Raw genomic sequence first — 21,380 nt, 5'->3', positions numbered from 1 at the left:
GTCGACCAGGGCCCGGGACGCGTCGATGAGCGCCTGGTCGGCGTCCGTGCTGTTCGGATCGCCGTCGAACCGGACCGGGTCCAGCTGCCAACTGTGCGTACCGGTGCCGGTAGGGCCGACCGACCGCTGCAGGGTCTGCGGGTCGACGGTGGTGCCGGCGGACGGTTGCCGGGGCGCCGGGCCGACCGGCTGGTCCGGGCCGCCGGTGGTCGCGGCCGGCGGCGCGGACGCCGGTGGGCCGATCGGCGGCAGTACCGGCGGCGTCGGGCTGGTCGTCGTGGTCGGGCTGGTCGCGGCCGACGCCGACCCCGTCGTGGTGGTCCCGGTCGGGGTGCCGACCGACTGGCCGGGCTGAGCCGGTACGGCTGGTGCGGCGACGGCCGGCCCGAAGCTGACCGAGCCGGCGGAGGGCCCGGCGGTAGGTCCGGCCACCGGCGCCGGTGGCCGGACCGGCGCCGAGGTGGTGCCGGTCGACGAGCTCCGTGGAGCAGCCGTGGGGTTGCCACCGGCCGTTGACGCCGCCGCCGCGGCCTGGGCAGTCGTCTGGGCTCCGGACTGAGCCGGCCCCGACGTGGCCGTCGTCGCCGGTGTAGACGTCGCAGCCGATGTCGACGTCGAACCCGGTGTGGGCGGGGAGCTCTGCGGCCCGGCTGCGATCACGGCCGGAGCCGCCGCCTGCGCTGAGATACCTACCCCGGCCGGGGCACCGACGACGACCTGTACCGGCGGCCCGTCGTCCGCCCGCGTCGGCCCTACACCGTCCGGCGCCGTGACGTCCGGCGCCGTGACGTCCGGCGCCGTGACGTCCGGCGCCGTGACGTCCGGCGAGGCTGTGCTGGTCAACGGCGCGTCGGTCAACCGCGCGTTCGCCGGGCTGGCGGTGTCGCCCACGCCGACCGCCGCCGGCTGACCCGAGGTGACCACCGGTGGAGGCTCGGCACCAACAGTCGGTTGGATGCCGGGTTGGTCGACGACCGTCGGGGCCGCCTGGGTCGTCGGGGCGTCCTGCGTGGTCGGGGCCAACGAGATGGAGCCGGCCCCGGAATCCGGTACGGTCTGCGGCGTCGGGTCAGCCGTGACCGGAGCCGGGACGGCGGTACCCGTACCGCTGGCCGGGTCGGACCCGGTCGCGCCAAGGTCGAGCCCGGCGGCGTCCACGCTCGTCACCGGAGCAATGCCGGCCAGGTCGACGGTGCCGGGCACGCCGGCCGGCGGCGCGACACCACCCAGCCGGTTGGCCCAGCCGGCGGCCGTGCTGCCGGCGGAGGACGCCGCCATGGTGGCACCACCCCGACCGGCACCGCTGGTAAAACCGCCGAGCGCCCCCTGCCAGCCGGGGCTGGTCCACTGCTGGTTGACGGCGAGGTTCGCGGCGACGCTGGCCGCCGGGGAGATGACCGCGTTCTGCATGCCGGCGGCGACCGACCGGCCGCCCCAGCGAACGACGCCAGCGGCCCGGAAATTCATTGCCGGCGGCCGGAACGACACCGGCACCCGAGGCGCGACCGTGTTACGCAGCAGCCGGTTGCCGCCGAAGCCGAGCATGCCGCCGAACGCGCCGCCGACCCCGGCGGTGAGGGTCCGCCGGCCGTCCCAGTCGTCGCGGTTGCCCTGGGCGACCTGGAACGCCTGGGCGCCGATGTCGATGATCAGCTCTTCGCCGATCTCCTGAGCCAGCTCGATGCCCAACTGGGTGCCGAGCCGCTGGGCGCCGGTTTGGGTGACGTGCGTGGTGGCGATCCTGGCCGAACCCTGCAGCGCGGCCCGCATCCCGGCCTGGGTGAGCAGCTGCCGGCCGAGCTGGGCCAGCAGCCGGCGGAACGCGACGGTGACCGCCTGCCGGCCGGCGGCGAGGATGCCGGGGATGGCACCGGCGGAGACGCCGCCCAGCCAGGCCATCAGCAACGCCACGAACACCGCGATCACCGTGATGGCCACCGCGATGAGAATCGTCAGCTTCGCGTACTCGATCTCGCTGGCCGCGGTGTCACAACCGTTCGCGAAGGCGGCGGCGGCCTTCTGCAGGACCGGCAGCCCGGTGTTGGGGCCGACCCCGACCTGCTGCCAGAAGTTGGCGAACTCGGCGCCCGCGTCGCCGCCCCAGCTTTCGATGACCCGCAGCGCGGCCGGGTCGGCGTCGGCCAACGCGACCCGTACCACCTCAGCGAGCTCACGCCAGGCGGCGGCGAGCTCACGCATCTGGTCCTCGTCGCCGGTGGGCCACGCCTCACCGGCGCTCACCCAGGTGACGGCATCCCAGACCCACCCGTACTCGCCGAACCACTCCCGGGGATTGATGATCGCCACGTCGTTGGCCCTCCGACAGCGACCGGGCTACCTGCCGCCGCCGAAGCTGTCGCCGACCGCGCCGTCGTCGGCGACCGTGCCGTCGATCGAGGAGACGATCCGGAGACCGGTGTCGGCGAACGCGGCGATGAGATCGTCACCGGCGTCCAGGGTCACCTTCGCCGGGGCCTCGTCACCGCCGTCCAGGTAGTGCTCGTTGAACGTCCGCCCGGCCTCGTCGTCGCCCCACGGTCGGGCCTCGTTGAGCGCCCGGATGCTGCCGGTGACGCGGGACCACTCGGCGGCCAGTGACTCGGCCGCCGCGCCGAGCGCGTTGCCGGCCGGGCGGGCCCGGTCGGGGTTGAGGAAGGTCTGCTGCGGCTCGGTCATTTCCGGTCACCCCCGGGCAGGTCGGTGTCGAGCTGGCGGAAGATGCCTTCAAGATCGAAGTCCATGTGTGCCTGGAACTGTGCGTCGGGCACCAGCGGCCGGCAGATCCGCTCCACTTCGGCCATCGCCTGAGCGGTGGCGGCCCGGATGGTATCGGTGACCGTGGTGGACAGCTGCGCGGCGTTCGGCCGGCGGTAGATCCGCGGGTCGAGCTCCACCTTGGTGACCTGTCCTCTCGGCCCGACCGTCACGGTGACGAGCCCGTCGTCGGAGGTGACGGTGGCCGACACCGCCCGCAGCTGCTGCTGCAGGTCGGCGGCGCCGGAGCGCATCCGATCGAACTGTGTCATCAACTCGTCGGCGCGGGCGCGCAGGCCGTGCACGTCCATCGTGTCCCTCCCCGTCGCCGCGTCACACCGGGCGCTGCCGGGCACTGAGTGGGCGTCGCCAGGCACCGCCGGTGAAGCGTCATGACGACGATACTGAATGTGTGCCAGCCGCACGAGCCCGCTGGTCGCCGCAGCTGGATTAGGATGTCGGGCGGTACGGGAGGTCTGGAGGTCAGCTGATGCGGTCACCGACCCGGCTGCTGGCCGTCGCGTTGGGCGTACTGCTGACCGGCGCGCCGAGCGTCCTGCCGGTCGTCGCGGCGGTGCCGGCGTCTGCTGCCCCGGGCAGTTGCCGTAGCCCTGCCGACCCCGGTCCGGTGATCCCTCAGATTTCCTGGCATCAGCGCTGGTTGGCGCCCGAACGCGGCTGGCCGGTGACCGACGGGTCGGGGGTACGGGTCGCGGTGATCGACTCCGGGGTCGACGACGACCACCCACAACTGTCCGGTCAGGTGACTGCCGGCTTCGACCTGACCGGCGTCGAGGTCAACGGCACGGTGGACTGCGCCTCGCACGGCACCGCCGTGGCCAGCCTGATCGCCGCCACCAGGGTGGACGGCGTCGGCTTCCACGGCATCGCCCCAGGGGTGACGATCGTTCCGATCCGGGTCACCGAGCGGATCCAGGCGCGGCAGGACGGCTCCGCCTCACCGGCGGACCGGCTGGCCGAGGCGATCGATTTCGCGGTGGCCAGCGACGCGAAGGTGATCAACATGTCGCTGACCATGTACCGCGCGGACCCGGCGGTACGGGCCGCGGTCGAGCGCGCCGTGCGGGCTGACGTGGTGCTGGTGGCCGCCGCCGGCAACAGCCACCAGCAGGGCGCGCCGCCGGATCCGACGCCGTACCCGGCGGCGTTCGACGGGGTGATCGGCGTCGGGGCGATCGACGAGAACGGCGTACGGCTGGCGGATTCCCAGGTCGGTGACTACGTGGACCTGGTGGCGCCGGGTGGGGCGGTGGTGGCGGCGACCCGGGTGTCCGGGCACCAGGTGGTCGCCGGCACCAGCTACGCCACCCCGGTGGTGAGCGCGACAGCGGCGCTGCTGCGGGCCGCCGAGCCGGATCTGTCGGCGGCCGATGTGGCCCGGCGGCTGACGGCGACGGCGGATCCGGCATCCGGCGGCCGGTCGGCGGGCTACGGCCACGGGGTGGTCAATCCGTACCGGGCGGTGACCGAGCGGTTGACGGCGGGCGAGCCGGTCGGCGCGCCGGCGCTGCCGACGGTCGTGCCGGATGTCGCCGCGGCGCAGCGGGCAGCTCGCTGGCAGCGGCTGACCCGGACCGCCGTGGCGGTCGCCGCCGGTACGGCGTTGCTGATCCTGGTGGTCGCGGTGACCGTGGCGGCACTGCCGGGTGGCCGACGCCGCCGCTGGCAGCCGACCCGGCGGATGGTCGACCGCAGCGGCGCGGCGTCGCAAGGCGGTACGCGCACCGATCCGCAGGAGGCGTACTTCGTGGTGCCCGGACCGGCTGGTCGGTGACCGAGTCGTCTACTCGAACTTGGCCCGGTTGGCCGCCTCGCGTGCCTGCATTCGTACGGCCGCTTCACGCAGCGCCTTCTCGATCCGGTTGAGCAGGTCCTTGAGGTCGTTGGCGGCAGACTCCCACTCCGCCTGCCGGGTCAGGTACGCGGTCTGCGCGTCACCCTCCCAGGTCGCCACCAACGGCTGGATGCCGGTCTTGAGGCCGTCGAGCTCTTGAATCATGTTCTTGGCCGCGGTGCCGCAATTGTCGGCGGCGTTGTTCAGCGCGGCGAAATCGTAGCGGATGTCCATCTCGATCCCTCCGGTCAGAGCTTCAGCGCCGCAGTGATCTGGCCGGCGGTCGCCCCCGCCGAATCCATCTCGGATTTGATCTCATCGTCGCTGACTTCGTAGTCCTTACCGGCCGAACCGACCGCCTCGGCGATCGACCGCAACGCCAGGTTCAGCCGCGCCATGTCCTCGTCGAACGCCTGACGCACCTGCTGGAACGAGCCGGCACCGATGCCCTTCCACTGGTCGTAGAGCGGCATGAGCTGGTCCATCAACTGGTTCAGGTTGCCGGTCAGCCGGTTCGCGACGTCATCGACGTCCTTCTCGGTCTGAACCATCAGCCCGGTATTGGTGTTCATCCCGGTCATGGTGGTCTTCACCCCGTCCTCTGGTGGGATGCCCCGCAATTCGAGGGGCGGTGCCGCATGGTGCGCGGACGCACCATCTGTCAACGGAAACGGTAGTTCCTTGTGTCCAGTGACGCCAGACCGATACCGGTCGATCAGGACGGTCCGACCGCCACCCGCCCGCCGTCCCTCAATCCACAATAGCCGGTCAAGCTGGTCGTCGGGCCGCTGCCGGTTCCAGCGCCGGCCCGCCCGGCAGCCGCACCACCAGGCTGGCGGGTAGTCGTACCGGCTCCACCTCTGGGTAGCCGAGCATCGCGGCGACCGCCCGGTCCGCCAGTGGATAGCGGACGCCGAGGTCGGTCACCAGGGTCAGGGTGCCGGCCGGGGCGTCCGGCGCGGGCATCGACTCGACCAACGCGCCGTGGCCGGGCTCGATCACCACCCGGTCCGCCAGCGGTACGCCGTCGGCGGTGCGCGCCGGGGTGACGATCGCCTGCGTCGGCGGCTCGACCTGCGCATCGACCAGCACCTGCGGCTGGTGGCTGCCGGGCGGATAGCCGGCGCAGACGCTCTGCCGGCCGTCGGTCAGCCGCAGAATGTCCGGTCGGCGCTGCGGCGACCGGGCGCCGGTCTCCCCGGACTCGACCGCCCGCGGCGCGCCGACCACGGTGGCGGCGGCAACCGGCCGCGCGGTCGGCGGTTCGCCGCCGTACGCGTCCCGGGTACCCGGATCGGCGAGCAGCACCTCGGCCTGCAACTCGGTCAGCGGTGCCAGCCGGTCCCGTTCGGCAAGGTAGTACTGCCGGTCGCCGGTCTGGTTCTCGACCACGTAGATCTCGCCGGTGACCGCGTCCGGCAGCGCGGTCGACGGCTCGCCCCGGCCGGGCACCGGCCGGCTGCCGATCGGCTCCGCGGCCGGCAACGCGTTCAGCCAGGCCCCGCCGACCAGCACGACCGGCTCGGAGCGCAGGGCCAGGCCCTCCAGGACGATGTCCTCGTCGACCAGTTCGTGCCGCTGGTCCCGCCAGATCAGCTGCAGGTGCCCGGTGTCGGCGTCGCGGACCAGCAGCGCCCCGTCGTCGGTGGGCCGGCCACCGAGCGGCGGCCGGCCGACGGTCAGCACCGTGGTGGTCACCAGCTCACCGGACTCGTCCCGGACGGCCTGGGAGCACAGTGTCCACCCGCCGGTCAGCATCCGCTTCGCGTCGGGCAGCGCGTCCGGTGCGTCCGGGATGCCGATCCGAGGGCCACGGGGCGTACCGGCCAGGGAGTTGCGTGACACGTCGGTCACCGGGGCGAAGGACTCCAGCGCCAGCAGCGCCGAGGCGTAGTTGACCACCGGATGCAGGTGCCCCTCGCGGTAGAGGTACCTGGTGCCGGTCTCCCTCTCCAGGATCACCGAGGCGCCGTCCTGCCAGCTGGTCGCTCCACCGGGGACGATGAAGCCGAAGACGCCGACCGCGCCGAGGCACAGCACCGCCACCATGACCCCGCCGAGGCCCGCGCCGCCAAGCCGCTGAAACGGGGCGACCGCCGGATCCGGGTCCCTCGCCACCAGCGCGGACGTCATCCGCTGGACGAAGAACTGGTACGACTGGACCTGGTCGCGCCGCGACGGCATGCCTGGCTTCCTTCCACCCGTCAGCGCCGCACGGCTGCACCACCACGCGGCGTGCTGCCTACCATAGGGTCCGGTGACGACGGCGTACCGTGGGGTCTCGCCCGCAGCCCGGAGGGAAACATCGATGCTCGGTCGCGACGAGGCGCTGGACCTGGCCCGCCAATGGGCGACCGAGCACGGCGCCGGCACCGACGAACGGATCGGCCTGCACGAGTTCGAGCACGGATACGTCGCCTGGCTGATCCCCACCGACGACGCGGGAAGTCGGACGGCCGGGCCGCCGACCGGTTCCGGGTCGCCGCGGATCGTGATCGACCGGGAGTCCGGCGAGGTCAGCCAGTGGCCGCCGGTCCCGGTGACGGTCGTCGCCGAGCGGTACGCCGCCGCCCGGGCCGCCGACCGCCGATTCCCGCCGGACGTCCGGCCGGTGCTGGAGGCCGCCGGCTGGTTCCCCGGCCGGGACGTCTCCGCGATGGTCGACCAGTGGGCCGCCCGGTGGGCGGGTGAACTCGACGGACTGGTCATGGCGCCGGTCGCCCGCGCGGCGCTGACCGAGTTCGGCGGGCTGACCATAGCCCAGTTCGGCTCGGACGGCACCGCCGACGCCGGCTTCCCGACCTTCGTCCACCCGGTACGCAGCGGCCTGGTCACCGAGGAGGCCCGGATCTTCGTCGACGAGTACGACCATCCGGTGTTCCCGCTCGGCGGCAACTCGGACGGCCCCGCCGAGCTGGTCGTCGACGCCGCCGGCCGGGTCGTCCTGCTGCACTGGGCCGGCTACCAGTACGTCGCCGACGACGTCGACACGGCACTGATCCGGCTGGTCCGGGGCGGCCCGTTCCCGCCGCTGCGGCCGGAGCAGCTCGCAGCCGGAGTCAGCCGTTGATCGCCCGCATGAAGCCGTACAGGCCGAGCACGGCGCAGGCCACCGGCACCACGGCCAGCTGCAGCACCACGTCCAGCCCGTCGCCGAGCCGGGCCAGCCGGGGCGTCGGCGGGCGTCGGCTGTAGACCATCCCGGCCGCCAGCACCAGCGCCACCACCAGCAGCACCACGGGCAGCAGGGCCAGCCGGGTACCGGCCGCCATCCCACCCGTACCGGTCAGGGTCAGCAGACCGACGCCGACCAGGCCGCCGGCCAGCAGCGGCACCCGGTGCCGGATGGTCGAGACCAGCCGGGCCCGCAGCAGCTGACCGGCCGTCACCACCGCGACCAGCAGCACCGCGCCGACCGTCGCCGACAGGGTCAGCACCGCTGACCCGGCGGCAGCGACCACGGCCGCACCGAACATCAGGCCGGTCAGCACCTCGTCGGCGCGGGCCGTCGCCCGGTAGATCTCCGCCCGGTCCGGCTGCGGGTCGTCGCGGACCAGGTCCTCGGCGGTACGCGGCAGCGCCGGCATCGGCAGTTTGCCGGCCCGGACCGAGATCAGCGGCAGCGCCGGCAGCAGCAGGGTCACCACGGCCACCAGCACCGCTGCGGCGCGCGGCCCGTCCAGCGACCCGACGGCCAGCACCGCCCCGGTCGTCCCGCTGACCCCGGCGAAGATCGCCGCCACGAAGACCCGGCCGGCGTCCCCGACGCCCAGCATGCCGAGCACCCCGGTCAGGGTCAGCGCCGCCGAACCGACCAGCAGATGCGGTGCCCCCAGATCGGTGACCGGTTCGCCGCCGGCCAGCGACACCGCGCCGCCGACGAACGCGTACGGCAGGGCCAGGGCGGCGAGCACCGCGCCGGCCAGCGAGTCGGCCATCGCCCGGGACAGCAGCACGCCGACCGCGACGAGGACGGCTGCGGTGCCGAGCAGGGCCGCCCCGGCGGCCACCCCGGCGGCCACCCCGGTGCCGCCGGCGGTCACCACCGCGACCAGGGCGAGCAGCAGCAGAACGGCACCGGTCAGCAAACCGGTCAGCCGGGTGACGGCCGGCGTCCAGGACAGTCCGCGCCGGCGGGCACCGGCGGCGATCGCCTCCATCAGGTCGTCGTAGGCCAGCTCCGGCCACTCGGTACGGCGGGGCAGCAGATGCAGCGTCTCGCCGTCGCGGACCTGCTGCGCGGCGAGCGTACGGTTGAGGTCCAGGGTGGATCCGTTGGTACGCCGCAGCGCCCAGCCGCCGTCGGCCGTACCGTCGGAGGGGTTCTCGTCGGCCTGCCGCAGCACCGCCGGGAGCAGCCCGACCAGCGGCAGGTGTTCGGGCAGGGCGAGGTCGATGCGTCGGGTCGGCGCCACGACGGCGATCCGGGCGAGTCCGGTTCCGGCCTGGGTGACCACTGCTGACTCCTCATCAAGCCGCGCGGGCTGTCCTGACTCGAGAAGGCTACCTACCATGTGCCGGTGCCGTCGGTGCCGGTAGTGACCCGGTGTCCGGGTGTGACGACGACGGGGAGGGTCGATCCGTGGGTACGGTGGTGATACGGCGTCCAACGCGCCGACCCGAGCCGGAGTACCCGTCCGGCGAGGTTCTGCTCGATGCGCCGCCCGAAGTGCCGGCGCCAACCGGCCGGACCTGGGGGCAGCTGATGATGCTGCTGCCGATGCTGGCCGGGTCGGTCGCGATGGCGCTGATGTACGCCGGCCGGGGCGGATCGACGCTCAGCTACGTCGCCGGTGGCCTGTTCGGCCTCTCCGCGCTCGGCATGCTCGCCACCCAGCTGTCCAACCAGGCGGGTGGGCCGAGCCGGCAGGAGATGGCGCAGCGGCGGAGGGAATACCTGGCGCATCTGTCGCGGCAGCGTCGCCGGGTGCTGCGGACCGTACACCAGCAGCGGGAGGCCACGTTCTACCGGCACCCGGACCCGCAGACGCTGTGGTCGGTGCCGGTCGGTCCCCGACTGTGGGAACGCCGCCGCGGCGACCCCGACTTCGCCACCGTACGGGTCGGTCTCGGGCCGCAGGAGCTGGCGACGCCGCTGATCCCACCGCCGCCGACCGCGCTGGAAAAGCTGGAACCGATGTGCGCGTTGGCGCTGCGCCGGTTCCTGACCAGCTACGCCACTGTTCCGCAGTTGCCGGTGGACATGGCGCTGCGCGGCTTCGCCCGGGTGCATCTGCGCGGCGACCCCGACCCGGTCCGCGCCCTGGTCCGGGCGGTGATCGCCCAAGCCACCGCGTTCCACGCGCCGGACGACATGCTGGTGGCGATCTGCCCGGCCCGGACCCGGCGGGAGCACTGGGAGTGGGTCAAGTGGCTGCCGCACGCGCTGCACCCGACCCGCACCGATGCGACCGGCGCGCTACGGCTGGTGTCGTCGACGGTGACCGGGTTGGAAGCGATGCTCGACGACATGCTCGCCAACCGCCCCCGGTTCAACCTGGCCGGCGGCGGCTCCGCCACCACCTCCGGCCCGCACCTGCTGGTGGTGCTCGACGGCGGTGACCCGGCCGGCTCCGATCACCTGATGACCGACGGCGGCGTGGAGGGGGTGACCATCGTCGACCTGTCCGAGCCACCGCCCCGGGTGCTCGACCGGGCCCGGCTGGTGCTCGATGTCGCCGCCGACGGGTCGATGGCCAGTGTCACCCTGGACGGCCGAGCGCAGATCGGCACCGCCGACACCTGCACGATCGCCGAGGCGGAGACGTTGGCGATGGAGCTGGCGCCGCTGCGACTGTCCGCCGCGTCCCGGGGCGAGCAGCCGCTGCACCTGGAGCAGGACCTGGCCGACCTGCTCGACCTGGGCGACCCGTACGAGTTCGACGTGGAGCGGGCGTGGACGCCCCGGCCGAACCGGGACCGGCTGCGGGTGCCGCTCGGGCTGACCCCGGACGGCACCCCGGTCGAGCTGGACCTCAAGGAGTCCGCGCAGGACGGCATGGGCCCACACGGCCTGCTGATCGGCGCCACCGGCTCCGGCAAGTCGGAGCTGCTGCGCACCCTGGTGCTGGCGCTCGCCGCCACCCACTCGTCGGAGACGCTCAACTTCGTGCTGATCGACTTCAAGGGCGGGGCGACGTTCACCCGGCTGGACAAGCTGCCGCACACCAGCGCGGTGATCACCAACCTCTCCGACGAGCTGCCGCTGGTCGACCGGATGACCGACGCGATCAACGGCGAGCTGGTCCGCCGGCAGGAGCTGCTCCGCTCGGCCGGCAACTACGCATCGCAGCGTGACTACGAGAAGGCCCGGGCGGCCGGGGCGCCGCTGGAGCCGATGCCGGCGCTGCTGATCATCTGTGACGAGTTCTCCGAACTGCTGACCGCCAAGCCGGACTTCATCGACATGTTCGTCCAGATCGGTCGGGTCGGCCGGTCGTTGAGCGTGCATCTGCTGCTCGCCTCGCAGCGGCTGGAGGAGGGCCGGCTGCGCGGACTGGACACCCACCTGTCGTACCGGATCGGCCTGCGGACCTTCTCCGCGATGGAGAGCCGGGTGGTGCTCGGCGCCACCGACGCGTACGAACTGCCCCGCTCCCCCGGCCACGGCTACCTACGGTTCGGCACCGAACCGCTGGTACGGTTCCGGGCCGCGTACGTCTCCGGCACGTACCGCAGCAAGACCGCCGAGGCGGTCGCCGCCGGCGACGGCGACGACCGGGTCCAGGAATACACCACCCAGTACGTCGCACCCCGGCTGCCGGCCGACGCCCGCCAGCCCGGGCCCGAACCGGCCGACACCACAACCGGCGAGAGCCTGCTCGACATCCTGGTCAGCCGGCTCACCGGCCGCGGCAAACCGGCCCACCAGGTGTGGCTGCCGCCGCTCGGCGCTCCGATGACCCTCGACCAGCTGCTCTCGCCGCTGGTCGCCGACCCGGAACGCGGCATCACCGCGGCCAGCCCGACCCTGCAGGGCGAGCTGCGGGCCGCTGTCGGCCTGATCGACAAGCCGTTCGAGCAGCGCCGCGACGTGCTCTGGCTGGAGCTGGGCGGCTCTGCCGGACACACCGTCGTCGTCGGCGGCCCGCAGAGCGGCAAGAGCACCCTGCTGCGTACGGTCGTGTCGTCGCTCGCCCTCACCCATACCCCACGCGAGGTGCAGATCTACTGCCTCGACCTGGGCAGCGGCGCGCTCACCGCGCTGCGTGACCTGCCGCAGGTCGGCGGGGTCGCCACCCGGCTGGACGCCGGGCAGGTCCGCCGGACCATCGCCGAGCTGCGGCTGCTGATGGCCCAGCGGGAACGCCGGTTCGCCGAGAACCGGATCGACTCGATGGCCACCTACCGGCGGGAACGCCGGCACGGCGGGCACACCGACGACCCGTTCGGCGACGTGTTCCTGGTGATCGACGGCTGGGCGGCGGTACGCGCCGAGTTCGAGGACCTGGAGCCGGCGATCAACGACATCGCCAACCGGGGGTTGTCGTTCGGCGTCCACCTGGTAATCAGCGCCGGCCGGTGGATGGACCTGCGACCGGCGGTACGCGACGTCTTCGGCACCCGGCTGGAGCTGCGCCTCGCCGACGCCAGCGACTCCAACCTGGACCGGCGGGCGGCGATGAACGTGCCGGACAAGTCGCCCGGCCGGGGCATCACCCCGGACGGCATGCAGTTCCTCGCCGCGCTGCCCCGCACCGACGGCGACGCCGACGCCGGGACCCTCGCCGACGGTGCCCGGCGGTTCGTCACCGACGTCGCCGCCGCCTGGCAGGGCCCGGGTGCGCCACCGGTGCGGCTGCTGCCGGCCGTGGTGCCGTACGAGTCGGTGCCGGACACCGGACGCCCCGGCGTGCCGATCGGCATCGCCGAGGTCGACCTGCAGCCCGTACACCTGGACCTGGGCACCGATCCGCACTTCATCGTCTTCGGCGACGGCGAGTCCGGCAAGAGCAGCTTCCTGCGGGCGCTGGCCCGGGGCATCACCGACCGCAACGATCTGACCCAGGCCCGGCTCATCGTCGTCGACTACCGGCGCAGCCTGCTCGGCGACATCAGCGAAAAACACCAGATCGGGTACGGCACCTCGGCGGACGTCACCGCCGGCATGCTGACCGAGGTGGTCAATGTGATGCGTGACCGGCTGCCCCCGGCGGACGTGACCCCGGAGCAGCTGCGTACCCGCAGCTGGTGGCGGGGCCCCGACCTGTACATCCTGGTCGACGACTACGACCTCGTCGCCGGTGGCGGCGGCAACCCGCTGCTGCCGCTGCTGGAGTTCCTGCCGCAGGCCCGTGACATCGGGCTGCACCTGGTGATCGCCAGGCGCAGTGGCGGCGCCAGCCGGGCCCTGTACGAGCCGATCCTGATGCGACTGCGCGAGCTCAGCTCGCCGGGCCTGGTGATGTCCGGCAGCCGCGACGAGGGGGTGCTGCTCGGCAACGTCCGGCCCGGCCCGCTGCCGCCGGGGCGGGGCTGGCTGGTCACCAGGCGGGAGGGCACCCGGCTGGTCCAGTTGCTACATCTACCGTCCACATCGTGACTCTCGGTCCACGACAATTGCGGTGACGCGATAGTTTTGTGGATGCCGATACGCGCATGCGGCCTGGGGGAGGGATCATGGCGGACGACAGCTGGCTGGTCAACGAGACAATCGACGTCGACATCGAGCAGCTCGACGACTTCGCCCAGTGCGTGATGGCCGAGTTGCGGCTCAACTTCCAGCCGAGCCTGGCAAGCGGCATCAACCACATGCTCACCATCCCGGTGCCGTTCGGCGGGTCGGGGATGTCCGAGGGCCGGTTCTTCCAGGGCCGGCACGACGAGAACCGTAAGGCGGCCACTCTGCTGCTCGGCGAGGTGGCCAAGGGCCTCGCCTCCCTGGCGACCGCCGCCAAGTCGATCTCCGCCGAATACCTCGACGGCGACGCCCTGGTCGCGGCCGACCAGATGACCATTTACACCGCATTCTCCAATCTAGAAGGCGGCGAGACGCTCGACGATCTCTGGCAAGATCCGGAGAGCGGCGTCGAGGATCCGAGTCTGGTGGTCGATCCGGACGAGGAAAGCTCCTCCTACGCCCCCGAGGCGGCCGACCGGGACCTGTCGCTGTACGAGGCCGAGACGATCGGTGAGGGCGACGGTGCCTACGACATCCGCGCCGACGACGAGGACATGCACGACGATGAGCTCGACAGCCCGTCGGCCGAGCACTGAGCAGCGCGGATAGCGACGTCGAGGAGCGGGGATGTCTGACGAGTACTTCGGCTGGCAGCCGGTGTCGATCCCGTACGTGAACGCCGGGAACGACTACGTCGTCCACGACTACTCGGACCCGAACCAGCGCTACGAACCCACCGTCTGGGACAAGGAGACGACCAACATCGAGACGATGTGGGGTTGGATCCAGAACGAGAGCGACGAGCGGGTGATCGCCGTCGCCGACATGTGGCACCGGATCGGCGTGCTGCTCGACAGCACCCGCACCAACCTGCAGCGGTACGCGACGGCGCTGGCTGCCAAGTGGCAGTCACCGGCCGGTGAGTACTTCATGCAACGGGTGGGCGCCACCCTCTACTCCCTCGACGAGTGGAAGGAGGCCGCCGACAGCAACCGCCGTGGCCTGGAGCAGTTGGCCGGCAAGATCGAGTCGACCCAGCAGGAGTTCCGCAGCCTCTGGGAGCAGTACACCGTGGAGGCGGCCGACCCGGACAACGGCCTGCAGTGGTCCGACACGTACGACTGGATCCCGGGCACCACCGGCCGGACCCGCAAAGACGTGATGGACGACTACTTCGAGCGTGCCCGGGACATCATCAAGCCGTTGGCCGACATGTACATCGATGTGTACCTGAGCCACATCACCCGGGGCACCACCTTCCGGGGCCCGACCGACGCAGCGGTGGTCTACCAGTCCGTTACGCCTACGGGTATACCCTCTGGCCCTATTGCTGGCCCGCCGGGTGGTGCGCCGGGCGCACCGCCCCGGCCGGAGTTCGCGGGGCGTGGCGAGCCGCCCACCGCTCCCGGGCTGGACCGGGGCGCACCGTCACCCACGCCACCACCGACGGTGCCGGACGGGCTGCACCTGGCCGGGGGCACCGTTGCCCCACCGACCGCGCCTCCCCCGGTGCCCAACCTCCCGCAGACCGGTGCCGGCCCGGCGCCGAGCCCGCCACCGGCGGTAGTGCCACCCGGCGTCACCCCCGGGCCACGACCGGGGGCACCGGGGGGCAACCGACCCGGAGCACTGCCGCCGGGTGCGAACCGCCCGAATTCTCCGCTCCGGCCGCCCGGTCCGCCCCGGCCGGCGCTGCCCGGGGCCGGTGGTCCGCCGCCGAACAACCCGGCCAGCCGACGTCCGGCACCGCAGCGCCCGTCGCTGCCCGGCAGCACCGGACCGACGCCGGGTGGCTACCGGCCGCCGGGGCCGAGCGGCCGCCCGGCCGGCGGCGGCACTGGCCGGCCGGCCGCCCCGCCGCCCAGCCTGGGCGGTCCACGCAGCCGCCCCGCCGCCCCGACCACCGGCGCTGCCCGGCTACCGCAGCCGGCCGCACCCGGCTCCGCCGGTCGGCCGGCCCCGGCTGCTCCACGGCTGTCCGGCCGGGCCGGGCCGACGAAGCCCGGCGGGGTCGCCAAGGGCCCGGGTCCGGTGCTGGGCGGGCAACGCGGCCCCGGCCCGGCCAGCGGCACCGGTCGCACCAGCCGCAGGACCGACGACCGGCAGCAGACCTGGGAGTACGGCGACGGTGACGACGAGCTGTGGCAGACCGACCCGGCGGCTCCCGGCACCATCGACACCCCCGACGAGAAGCCGCCGCAGCAGCAGGGCCGGAGCCTGGGCCAGCGATGAGGCCGGCAGACGGCCGAGCTGAGCCGGACGAAGCACCCGACGCAGTATCATCCGGGCACAGCGCCGGGTCGCCCGGCGACTACCCGACGGAGAGGTGTGCTCCGCCCATGCGTGCTTCCCGGCGGTTACTCGGCCTGGTGGCAGCCGGGCTGCTCGGGCTGCTCGGCACGGCGTCGCTGCCCGCCGGGCCGGCGCAGGCCGACGAGATCCGGGACCAGTCCTGGCATGTCGAGGCGATGCGGCTGCCCGAGGTGCACCGGATCACCCAGGGCGAGGGGGTGACCGTCGCGGTGGTCGACACCGGCGTCGACGCCTCCCACCCCGACCTGCGGGACAACGTACTGCCCGGGGCCGACCTTCACGACCGCGACAGCAAGGGCCACGTCGACCGGCGCAACCACGGCACCGGGATGGCGTCGCTGATCGCCGGGCACGGGCACGGGCCCGGCGGCCGTGACGGGGTGCTCGGGGTGGCGCCGAAGGCCAAGATCCTGCCCATCACGCTCTCCAGCCCGAAGACTGAGATCATCCTCCCCGAGTCCATCGCACTCGGGATCAACTGGGCGGTCAACAGCGGTGCCGACATCATCAACGTCTCGCTCACCGGATCGTCCGACCCGGCGCTGGAGCGCGCCGTCGAGAACGCGTACCGGCGCGGAGTCATCGTCGTCGCCGGCATCGGCAACCGCCGCGACATGCTGATCGGCCAGCCGGCCCGCAGTGAGTGGACCATCGCCGTCACCGGAAGTGGGCCCAACAACTCGACGAGCAGCTTCTCCATTCAAGCGGAGCAGACGCATCTAGCTGCACCGGGTGTTGACCTGATGCAGGCTGGATTAGACGGAGTGTACTCAGTTGGTAGTGGCTCTAGCGGCGCGACCGCGTTGGTGTCGGGGGCGTTCGCGCTGCTCAAGGCACGGTATCCGGACGAGGACCAGGGCAGACTGTTCCAACGGCTGGTCGGTACGGCGTACGACGCCGGGCCGCCCGGCAAGGATCTCGACTTCGGCTGGGGCATCCTGGACATTCACGCCGCGCTCACCACCGAGCCGGACGATCGGGCCAGCCCACGGCCGTCGCCGACCGCCAGCGACCCGGTCGCCTACCTGCCGCCCGAGCCGGGCTACGAGTTCGGGCTCGACGAACTGATCGGCATGCTGATCTTCTTCACCATCCTCGGCACGCTGGTCACCGGTGTCGTGCTGCTGATCCGGTGGCTGCGGCGCCGGGCGAGACGTCCGGCGGCCGCCCGGGACGGCCCACCGCCGGCGACCGACGTCGGTGCATCGTTGGTGCCGGCACCGGCCGCCCAGGCCGGGCCCGACCAGCCAACCGGGGGCGAGCCGCCGACCGCCGAGGACGATTCGGTATGGCGTCCACCGAGCCGGTGAACGTGCCCCGGCGAGCCGCCGGCCCCGTCGCGCCCGCCGCCGGCCGGCGGCGGCCGGTGGTCGTTGTGGCCGCCGTACTGCTGACGGCTCCTACCGCTGCCCTCTGGCTGGTCGCCGGTCTCGCCTTCCTGGTCGTGACCTACCAGGCCGAGGGTGACGCGAAGTTCCTACTGTGGATCATCGCGTTCGCGATTCTCGGGCTCTGCCTGCTGCTGGTCTTCATGACCCTGGCCGGCATGCGGATCGTCTGGGTCGCCGGGCCGAACATGCTGCGGGCCCCGGCCGGGTTCACCGCCGGGCTGCTCCTCGTCGTCCTGGGCGGCCTGCTGCTGTTCGGCAAGATCGAATACCACCCGACGATGCTGCTGCCGATGGTCGTCGGAGCGCTGGCCGGACTGGCGGTGATCCTGCTCGCCACTCCGCCCGCACGGCACTGGCTGGCCGACCGGTAGCCGCCGATCAGCCGATGCTTGCGGCCGGCGGCTGGTCGGCCGGTGGCGGGTCCACCGGCAGCCAGCGTCGACCGCTCCGGTCGAAGCGGGCCAGCAGCTCGTCACTGCCGTCCTGGTGCAGCACGTGCAGCTCGGCCCCGTCCGGCACGGCCAGCGCCCGCTGCTGCGGCCGCTCGTCGAGCCAGGTCGCCGGGGTGTCCGGGCCGGGTTCCCACCGTACGACCGGAACCCACTCGTCGGCGGCGGCGAAGGGCGACTCCGGCCCGAGCAGGCCCAACCGGGCGTACAGCCGCTTCGGGGTGTCCCGGCCGGGGCCGTGCCAGCGGTGCACCGGGCCGGCCATCCGGTCGTAGCCGTCCGCCACGTACGCGTGCAGGTGGCGGTGCGCAACGACCAGCTGCATCCGGACCGGAAGGTTTGGATCTGCCTCGACAGCCTCGGCCTGGTCCGCCTCGGTTGGATCCGTCTGGGCCACGTCGACCTGGTCCGTCTCAGTCACGGTCCGGCGCAGTTCGTCGAGCCACCGGCTGACCTGCCGGACCGCCTCCCCGGGAATGCTCACCGCCGACGCGGTGCCCGGGTCGACGGCGAGCTGCCAGCGCGGGTCCGGCCAGTTCGCGAAGAGTCGCACGCTGGAGGCGACGACCGACGGCAGCGGCACGTCGAACACCTCGGCCAGCATCGCCGGGGAGGTGAAGACCGGCACCGACGGCTGGCCCGCCTCGTCCGGCAGACACCACCAGGGGAACCGGGGGTCGGCCAGGTCTCGTACGGCGGTGTCGGGGTCGGCTTCCGGCGGCATCGGTACGGTGAACTCGGCGCGTAACAGGGCGGCCATCACCGCGTCCGGGTCCTCGGCCGCGACAGCGGCGCGCAGCGCCCGAGCGATGTCGCCTGCATCGGGCGACGGTGCCAGCTCCCGCAACTGCCCGGCGGTGATCCGGTGGGCGATCGGCAGTCCCGGGTCGACCGCCAACCACCAGTTGTCGTCGGGGATCGTGGCGACCACCTCGGCCAGGGTGACCGTCACGTACCGTACCGACTCGCCCGGCAGGCCGGCGACGATGGCCTGCGGCGAGGTGAAGGCCAGCACGTGTGGTGCGCCGTCGTGTTCGACGGTGGGCCAGGCGAACGGTGCCTGCCCGGCGGCGGTCTCGGCCGACACCGGCAGCAGCAGCGGCCCGGTGCCGAGCGCCGCCAGGTAGCCCGCCAGGTCGGTGGCGGCGGCCATGCCCGCCTCGGCTGCGGTGGCCGGTCGCCACCCGGCCGAGGCCGACTCGGACAGCGGCTGCGACCCTGGCTCCGGGTCGGCGGTCACCAGCTGCCGTCCTCGGCGAGCCGGTGCGGCCGTTGACCGAGGATCAGTGCGGTGACGGCCTGTTCCACCGACCGGCCGAGAAACCAGTCGCCGCCGTGGTCCAGCACGAACACCCGCTGTCGGGCGTCGATGGCCAGGATGCCGGTGCCGTCCGCCTCGACGCCGAGCGGGCTGACCGGCACGCCCAGCATGTCGGCGAGTACGGCGAGGGTGGCGACGGTGTGCACGGCGCGCAGCGGATCGAGGTGGACCGTGCTCGGCGCGACCGCCTCGCCAGGGCCGTCCGGTTCGACGTACAGGCCGCCGAACTCGGCGTACGCCTCGATCGCGGGACCGACCACGGTGTGCTGCCGCCCGTCGGGTCCGGCGTGCCCGACGACCCGCAGGGCCCAGTCACGGCCCCGCTGTTCGTCGCGCCGGCCGGGCTGCCAGCCGGCCCGGGTCAGGGCGGCCAGCACCGACGGCGGAAACCGGTCGTCGCCGGCCATCAGAGCGCCTCCACCCCGAACCAGTCGAGCAGCTGGCGGCAGGACCGGCACGGGGCGACCGCCGTGCCGTGGGCCGGATCGTCCGGCTCGCGGATCAGGGAGACCCGGATCCGGGCACCCCACAGTGCCGCCCGGGCCGCAGCCGGCGACAACTCGGTGCCGGGCTGGCCCGGCTGTACGGCGTACAGCCGGTCGGAGATCAGCACCGGCTCGGCGCACCGGCCGACGGAGCGTTCCCGCTGGCTGACCGGAAGTTCGTCCAGGATCCGCCGGACCAGCGGGTGCAGCTGTGGGAAATGGTCGCCGCGCACCGAGGTGTGGGTGTGGACCTCGCCGTCGACCAGCAGAGCGGCTGCCGTCAACGGCAGCATGCGTACCGCCACCACGCTCTCCTTCGCCGTCCGGTCGAAGCCTGCCGGGGCCGGTCGGGGCCCTGGGATTCCGCCGTAGAGCGTAGACAACCGGTGCCGGTCGCTGCTGCCAACGACAGGCCCGCGCGGCGACGCGGTCGTTCACCGGACACCCTGTCTGGTGGTGCTGCGATATCGTCGGAATCCCCTGTCCCACCGTGTACGAAGCCCGGAGCGATGACGCGCACCCTCTTGGTCAGTCCGGACCAGCCCGGCGCCTATCCGTCGATCGGTGACGCGCTCGCGGCGGCGTCCGACGGGTCGGTGGTGGCCGTCGACCCCGGCACCTACTACGAGGCGTTGTTCATCAACGATCGACAGATCACTGTGGTCGCCGCGCAGGGTGCCGGGTCGGTGACCGTCGACGCCTCAGCCGGCCATTACCCGACTGTGTCCGCCAACGGCGGCACCCTCGAACTGCGTGACCTGGTGCTGCTGGCCGGCGACGCGCCGGCGGTGGCGGTCGACCGGGCCCGGCTGACGATGACCGGCTGCCAACTGCGGGCCGGGTTCGGGGCCGGCGTCGTGATCGGCAACCGGTCGAGCTTCACGCTGACCCGGTGCACGGTCACCGGGGCGCGGCACGGCCTGGTGGTTGAGGATTCGGACGGCGACGTCGACGGTTGCGAGTTCACCGACCTCGCCGAGGACGGCGTGATCGTGCGGATCGGGGCCGCGCCCACCATCCGGGCGTCGACCATCACCGGCTGCGGCAACCGGGGCGTCTACGTCTACCAGCACGGCCGTCCGGTGTTGGAGACGTGCGAGATCTCCCGGACCGGCGGGGCCGGGGTGGCGGTCGCCCACCAGAGCGCGCCGACGCTGCGGCGCTGCCGGATTCGCGACACCCGCGGGCCGGCGGTCTCCTTCGGTCGTGGCTGTGCGGGCAGTGTCGAGGAGTGCAGCACCGAGAACACGGCGACGCCGGCGTTCGACATCGCCGACGGTGCCGAGCCGACCATCGTCACCGGTACGGCGAGCCGGCGTGCGGTGTTCGGCGCGGCCGCCGCCGCGTCGGCCGGCGGGCCGGACACCGCCCGGACCGAGGAGTTGCTGGCCGAGCTCGACGCGATGGTCGGCCTGGAGTCGGTCAAGGATGAGGTGCGCGGGCTGATCGACGAGATCCAGGTGAACGAGTGGCGGCGCGGCGCGGGCCTGCCGGTCAGCGCGGTCAGCCATCACCTGATCTTCGCGGGCGCGCCGGGCACCGGTAAGACGACGGTGGCCCGCATCTACGGTGAGCTGCTGGCCGCGCTGGGGGTGCTGTCCGGCGGGCCGTTCCGTGAGGTGTCCCGGCGCGACCTGGTCGGGCAGTACCTGGGCCACACGGCGGAGAAGACGGCCGCCGTGTTCGAGCAGGCCAGAGGCGGGGTGCTCTTCGTCGACGAGGCGTACACCCTGTCCCGGTCGTTCGGCAGTGGCGGGGATTTCGGTCAGGAGGCGATCGACACCCTGGTCAAGCTGATGGAGGATCACCGGGACGAGATCGCGGTGATCGCCGCCGGCTACACCGGGGAGATGCGGCAGTTCCTCGACGCCAATCCCGGCCTGGCGTCCCGGTTCGCCAGGACCATCGAGTTCGGCAACTACACCCCGGAGCAGTTGGTGGTGATCGTCGAGCGGATGGCGGCGAACGACGAGTATCTGCTCGCCGCCGCCGTGCCGGAGGTCCTTTTCGGACACTTTTCGACGGTGCAACGGGACGAGAGCTTCGGCAACGCCCGCGAGGCGCGCAAGCTCTTCGAGGGGGTACGCAAGGCGCAGGCGCAGCGGCTGCGCCAGTCCGGCCAGCGGCCCAGCCTGGACGAGCTGCGTACGGTGACCGAGGCCGACGTCCGTACGGCGACCGGACGCTGAGCG

Annotated in this window: 20 protein-coding genes; 11 read left to right on the top strand and 9 right to left on the bottom strand. The window is 72.9% G+C overall.

Annotated elements, in window-relative coordinates; all coding sequences use genetic code 11:
• Nucleotides 1–25: 25 nt before the first annotated feature.
• From ACFHW1_RS14170 to ACFHW1_RS14160, 3 genes are all read left to right on the top strand, one after another.
• Complete coding sequence (locus ACFHW1_RS14170; RefSeq protein WP_416615561.1) at nt 26–355, top strand: hypothetical protein; 330 nt, start codon at nt 26–28, stop codon at nt 353–355.
• Between the two features lie 414 nt (nt 356–769).
• On the top strand, nt 770–910 hold the full coding sequence (locus ACFHW1_RS14165) for a hypothetical protein (RefSeq protein ID WP_416615559.1): 141 nt from the start codon (nt 770–772) through the stop codon (nt 908–910).
• 45 nt (nt 911–955) lie between these two features.
• Nucleotides 956–1,672 carry a hypothetical protein gene (locus tag ACFHW1_RS14160; RefSeq protein WP_416615557.1) on the top strand — a complete coding sequence of 239 codons (717 nt, stop codon included), beginning with the start codon at nt 956–958 and terminating at the stop codon, nt 1,670–1,672.
• 662 nt (nt 1,673–2,334) lie between these two features.
• Here ACFHW1_RS14160 and ACFHW1_RS14155 read toward each other — a convergent pair.
• Nucleotides 2,335–2,676: a hypothetical protein gene (locus ACFHW1_RS14155; RefSeq protein ID WP_416554042.1), complete on the bottom strand. Its 342-nt coding sequence runs from the start codon at nt 2,674–2,676 to the stop codon at nt 2,335–2,337.
• Nucleotides 2,673–3,065 (bottom strand): YbaB/EbfC family nucleoid-associated protein, encoded by a 393-nt coding sequence (locus tag ACFHW1_RS14150; protein ID WP_416554040.1) that lies wholly within the window; start codon nt 3,063–3,065, stop codon nt 2,673–2,675. The genes ACFHW1_RS14155 and ACFHW1_RS14150 overlap by 4 nt, the downstream gene beginning before the upstream one ends.
• Nucleotides 3,066–3,241: 176 nt before the next feature.
• Here ACFHW1_RS14150 and mycP point away from each other — a divergent pair, with 176 nt between their 5' ends.
• Complete coding sequence (gene mycP / locus ACFHW1_RS14145; RefSeq protein ID WP_416554077.1) at nt 3,242–4,549, top strand: type VII secretion-associated serine protease mycosin; 1,308 nt, start codon at nt 3,242–3,244, stop codon at nt 4,547–4,549.
• A gap of 9 nt (nt 4,550–4,558) precedes the next feature.
• Here the strand turns inward: mycP and ACFHW1_RS14140 are convergent, their stop codons facing one another.
• The 3 genes from ACFHW1_RS14140 to eccB form a co-directional block, all read right to left on the bottom strand.
• Nucleotides 4,559–4,843 (bottom strand): WXG100 family type VII secretion target, encoded by a 285-nt coding sequence (locus tag ACFHW1_RS14140; protein WP_282232770.1) that lies wholly within the window; start codon nt 4,841–4,843, stop codon nt 4,559–4,561.
• Between the two features lie 14 nt (nt 4,844–4,857).
• Nucleotides 4,858–5,181 (bottom strand): WXG100 family type VII secretion target, encoded by a 324-nt coding sequence (locus ACFHW1_RS14135; protein ID WP_416554038.1) that lies wholly within the window; start codon nt 5,179–5,181, stop codon nt 4,858–4,860.
• 196 nt (nt 5,182–5,377) lie between these two features.
• Complete coding sequence (gene eccB / locus ACFHW1_RS14130) at nt 5,378–6,793, bottom strand: type VII secretion protein EccB (protein WP_416554036.1); 1,416 nt, start codon at nt 6,791–6,793, stop codon at nt 5,378–5,380.
• Between the two features lie 73 nt (nt 6,794–6,866).
• On the opposite strand from eccB, the gene ACFHW1_RS14125 reads away from it, so the two are divergent.
• Nucleotides 6,867–7,679, top strand: coding sequence for an SUKH-3 domain-containing protein (locus ACFHW1_RS14125; protein WP_416615555.1), 813 nt, complete (start codon nt 6,867–6,869; stop codon nt 7,677–7,679).
• Here ACFHW1_RS14125 and eccD read toward each other — a convergent pair.
• Nucleotides 7,669–9,066: a type VII secretion integral membrane protein EccD gene (gene eccD, locus ACFHW1_RS14120; RefSeq protein ID WP_416615553.1), complete on the bottom strand. Its 1,398-nt coding sequence runs from the start codon at nt 9,064–9,066 to the stop codon at nt 7,669–7,671. The genes ACFHW1_RS14125 and eccD overlap by 11 nt on opposite strands.
• A 125-nt stretch (nt 9,067–9,191) precedes the next feature.
• Here eccD and eccCa point away from each other — a divergent pair, with 125 nt between their 5' ends.
• The 5 genes from eccCa (at nt 9,192) to ACFHW1_RS14095 (ending at nt 17,304) form a co-directional block, all read left to right on the top strand.
• Nucleotides 9,192–13,151, top strand: a complete 3,960-nt coding sequence (gene eccCa / locus ACFHW1_RS14115) for a type VII secretion protein EccCa (protein WP_416615551.1) — start codon at nt 9,192–9,194, stop codon at nt 13,149–13,151.
• Between the two features lie 77 nt (nt 13,152–13,228).
• Entirely contained in the window at nt 13,229–13,825 is a 597-nt protein-coding gene (locus tag ACFHW1_RS14110; RefSeq protein WP_416568083.1) for a hypothetical protein, read from the top strand.
• 31 nt (nt 13,826–13,856) lie between these two features.
• Nucleotides 13,857–15,461 (top strand): hypothetical protein, encoded by a 1,605-nt coding sequence (locus tag ACFHW1_RS14105; RefSeq protein ID WP_416615549.1) that lies wholly within the window; start codon nt 13,857–13,859, stop codon nt 15,459–15,461.
• A gap of 107 nt (nt 15,462–15,568) precedes the next feature.
• Nucleotides 15,569–16,852: a S8 family serine peptidase gene (locus ACFHW1_RS14100; protein WP_416615547.1), complete on the top strand. Its 1,284-nt coding sequence runs from the start codon at nt 15,569–15,571 to the stop codon at nt 16,850–16,852.
• Complete coding sequence (locus ACFHW1_RS14095; RefSeq protein ID WP_416554022.1) at nt 16,831–17,304, top strand: hypothetical protein; 474 nt, start codon at nt 16,831–16,833, stop codon at nt 17,302–17,304. The genes ACFHW1_RS14100 and ACFHW1_RS14095 overlap by 22 nt, the downstream gene beginning before the upstream one ends.
• Before the next feature lie 7 nt (nt 17,305–17,311).
• Here ACFHW1_RS14095 and ACFHW1_RS14090 read toward each other — a convergent pair whose 3' ends face one another.
• The 3 genes from ACFHW1_RS14090 to ACFHW1_RS14080 are packed head-to-tail and all read right to left on the bottom strand — an operon-like array spanning nt 17,312 to nt 19,493.
• Nucleotides 17,312–18,622: an SseB family protein gene (locus ACFHW1_RS14090; protein WP_416554020.1), complete on the bottom strand. Its 1,311-nt coding sequence runs from the start codon at nt 18,620–18,622 to the stop codon at nt 17,312–17,314.
• Complete coding sequence (locus ACFHW1_RS14085; protein WP_416554018.1) at nt 18,619–19,110, bottom strand: SUKH-3 domain-containing protein; 492 nt, start codon at nt 19,108–19,110, stop codon at nt 18,619–18,621. Before ACFHW1_RS14085 ends, ACFHW1_RS14090 begins: the two co-directional genes overlap by 4 nt.
• Complete coding sequence (locus tag ACFHW1_RS14080) at nt 19,110–19,493, bottom strand: YwqJ-related putative deaminase (protein ID WP_416615545.1); 384 nt, start codon at nt 19,491–19,493, stop codon at nt 19,110–19,112. The genes ACFHW1_RS14085 and ACFHW1_RS14080 overlap by 1 nt, the downstream gene beginning before the upstream one ends.
• 204 nt (nt 19,494–19,697) lie before the next feature.
• Here ACFHW1_RS14080 and ACFHW1_RS14075 point away from each other — a divergent pair, with 204 nt between their 5' ends.
• Nucleotides 19,698–21,377, top strand: coding sequence for a right-handed parallel beta-helix repeat-containing protein (locus ACFHW1_RS14075; protein ID WP_416554014.1), 1,680 nt, complete (start codon nt 19,698–19,700; stop codon nt 21,375–21,377).
• The last annotated feature ends 3 nt before the right edge of the window (nt 21,378–21,380 follow it).

The organism is Micromonospora sp. LOL_014, from assembly GCF_048060245.1.
In the GTDB taxonomy this organism is placed as follows: Bacteria; Actinomycetota; Actinomycetes; order Mycobacteriales; family Micromonosporaceae; genus Micromonospora_E.
Note: the sequence above shows the minus strand (reverse complement) of the source record. Positions and strands in the feature narration are given on the sequence as shown.

What these genes read in the sequence shown, in the direction of transcription:
- ACFHW1_RS14170 (WP_416615561.1), top strand. Translation starts at nt 26, where the DNA reads ATGAGCGCCTGGTCGGCGTCCGTGCTGTTCGGATCGCCGTCGAACCGG.
- ACFHW1_RS14160 (WP_416615557.1), top strand. Translation starts at nt 956, where the DNA reads ATGCCGGGTTGGTCGACGACCGTCGGGGCCGCCTGGGTCGTCGGGGCG.
- ACFHW1_RS14155 (WP_416554042.1), bottom strand. Translation starts at nt 2,676, where the DNA reads ATGACCGAGCCGCAGCAGACCTTCCTCAACCCCGACCGGGCCCGCCCG.
- ACFHW1_RS14150 (WP_416554040.1), bottom strand. Translation starts at nt 3,065, where the DNA reads ATGGACGTGCACGGCCTGCGCGCCCGCGCCGACGAGTTGATGACACAG.
- ACFHW1_RS14140 (WP_282232770.1), bottom strand. Translation starts at nt 4,843, where the DNA reads ATGGACATCCGCTACGATTTCGCCGCGCTGAACAACGCCGCCGACAAT.
- ACFHW1_RS14135 (WP_416554038.1), bottom strand. Translation starts at nt 5,181, where the DNA reads ATGAACACCAATACCGGGCTGATGGTTCAGACCGAGAAGGACGTCGAT.
- eccB (WP_416554036.1), bottom strand. Translation starts at nt 6,793, where the DNA reads ATGCCGTCGCGGCGCGACCAGGTCCAGTCGTACCAGTTCTTCGTCCAG.
- ACFHW1_RS14110 (WP_416568083.1), top strand. Translation starts at nt 13,229, where the DNA reads ATGGCGGACGACAGCTGGCTGGTCAACGAGACAATCGACGTCGACATC.
- ACFHW1_RS14105 (WP_416615549.1), top strand. Translation starts at nt 13,857, where the DNA reads ATGTCTGACGAGTACTTCGGCTGGCAGCCGGTGTCGATCCCGTACGTG.
- ACFHW1_RS14100 (WP_416615547.1), top strand. Translation starts at nt 15,569, where the DNA reads ATGCGTGCTTCCCGGCGGTTACTCGGCCTGGTGGCAGCCGGGCTGCTC.
- ACFHW1_RS14095 (WP_416554022.1), top strand. Translation starts at nt 16,831, where the DNA reads ATGGCGTCCACCGAGCCGGTGAACGTGCCCCGGCGAGCCGCCGGCCCC.
- ACFHW1_RS14085 (WP_416554018.1), bottom strand. Translation starts at nt 19,110, where the DNA reads ATGGCCGGCGACGACCGGTTTCCGCCGTCGGTGCTGGCCGCCCTGACC.
- ACFHW1_RS14075 (WP_416554014.1), top strand. Translation starts at nt 19,698, where the DNA reads ATGACGCGCACCCTCTTGGTCAGTCCGGACCAGCCCGGCGCCTATCCG.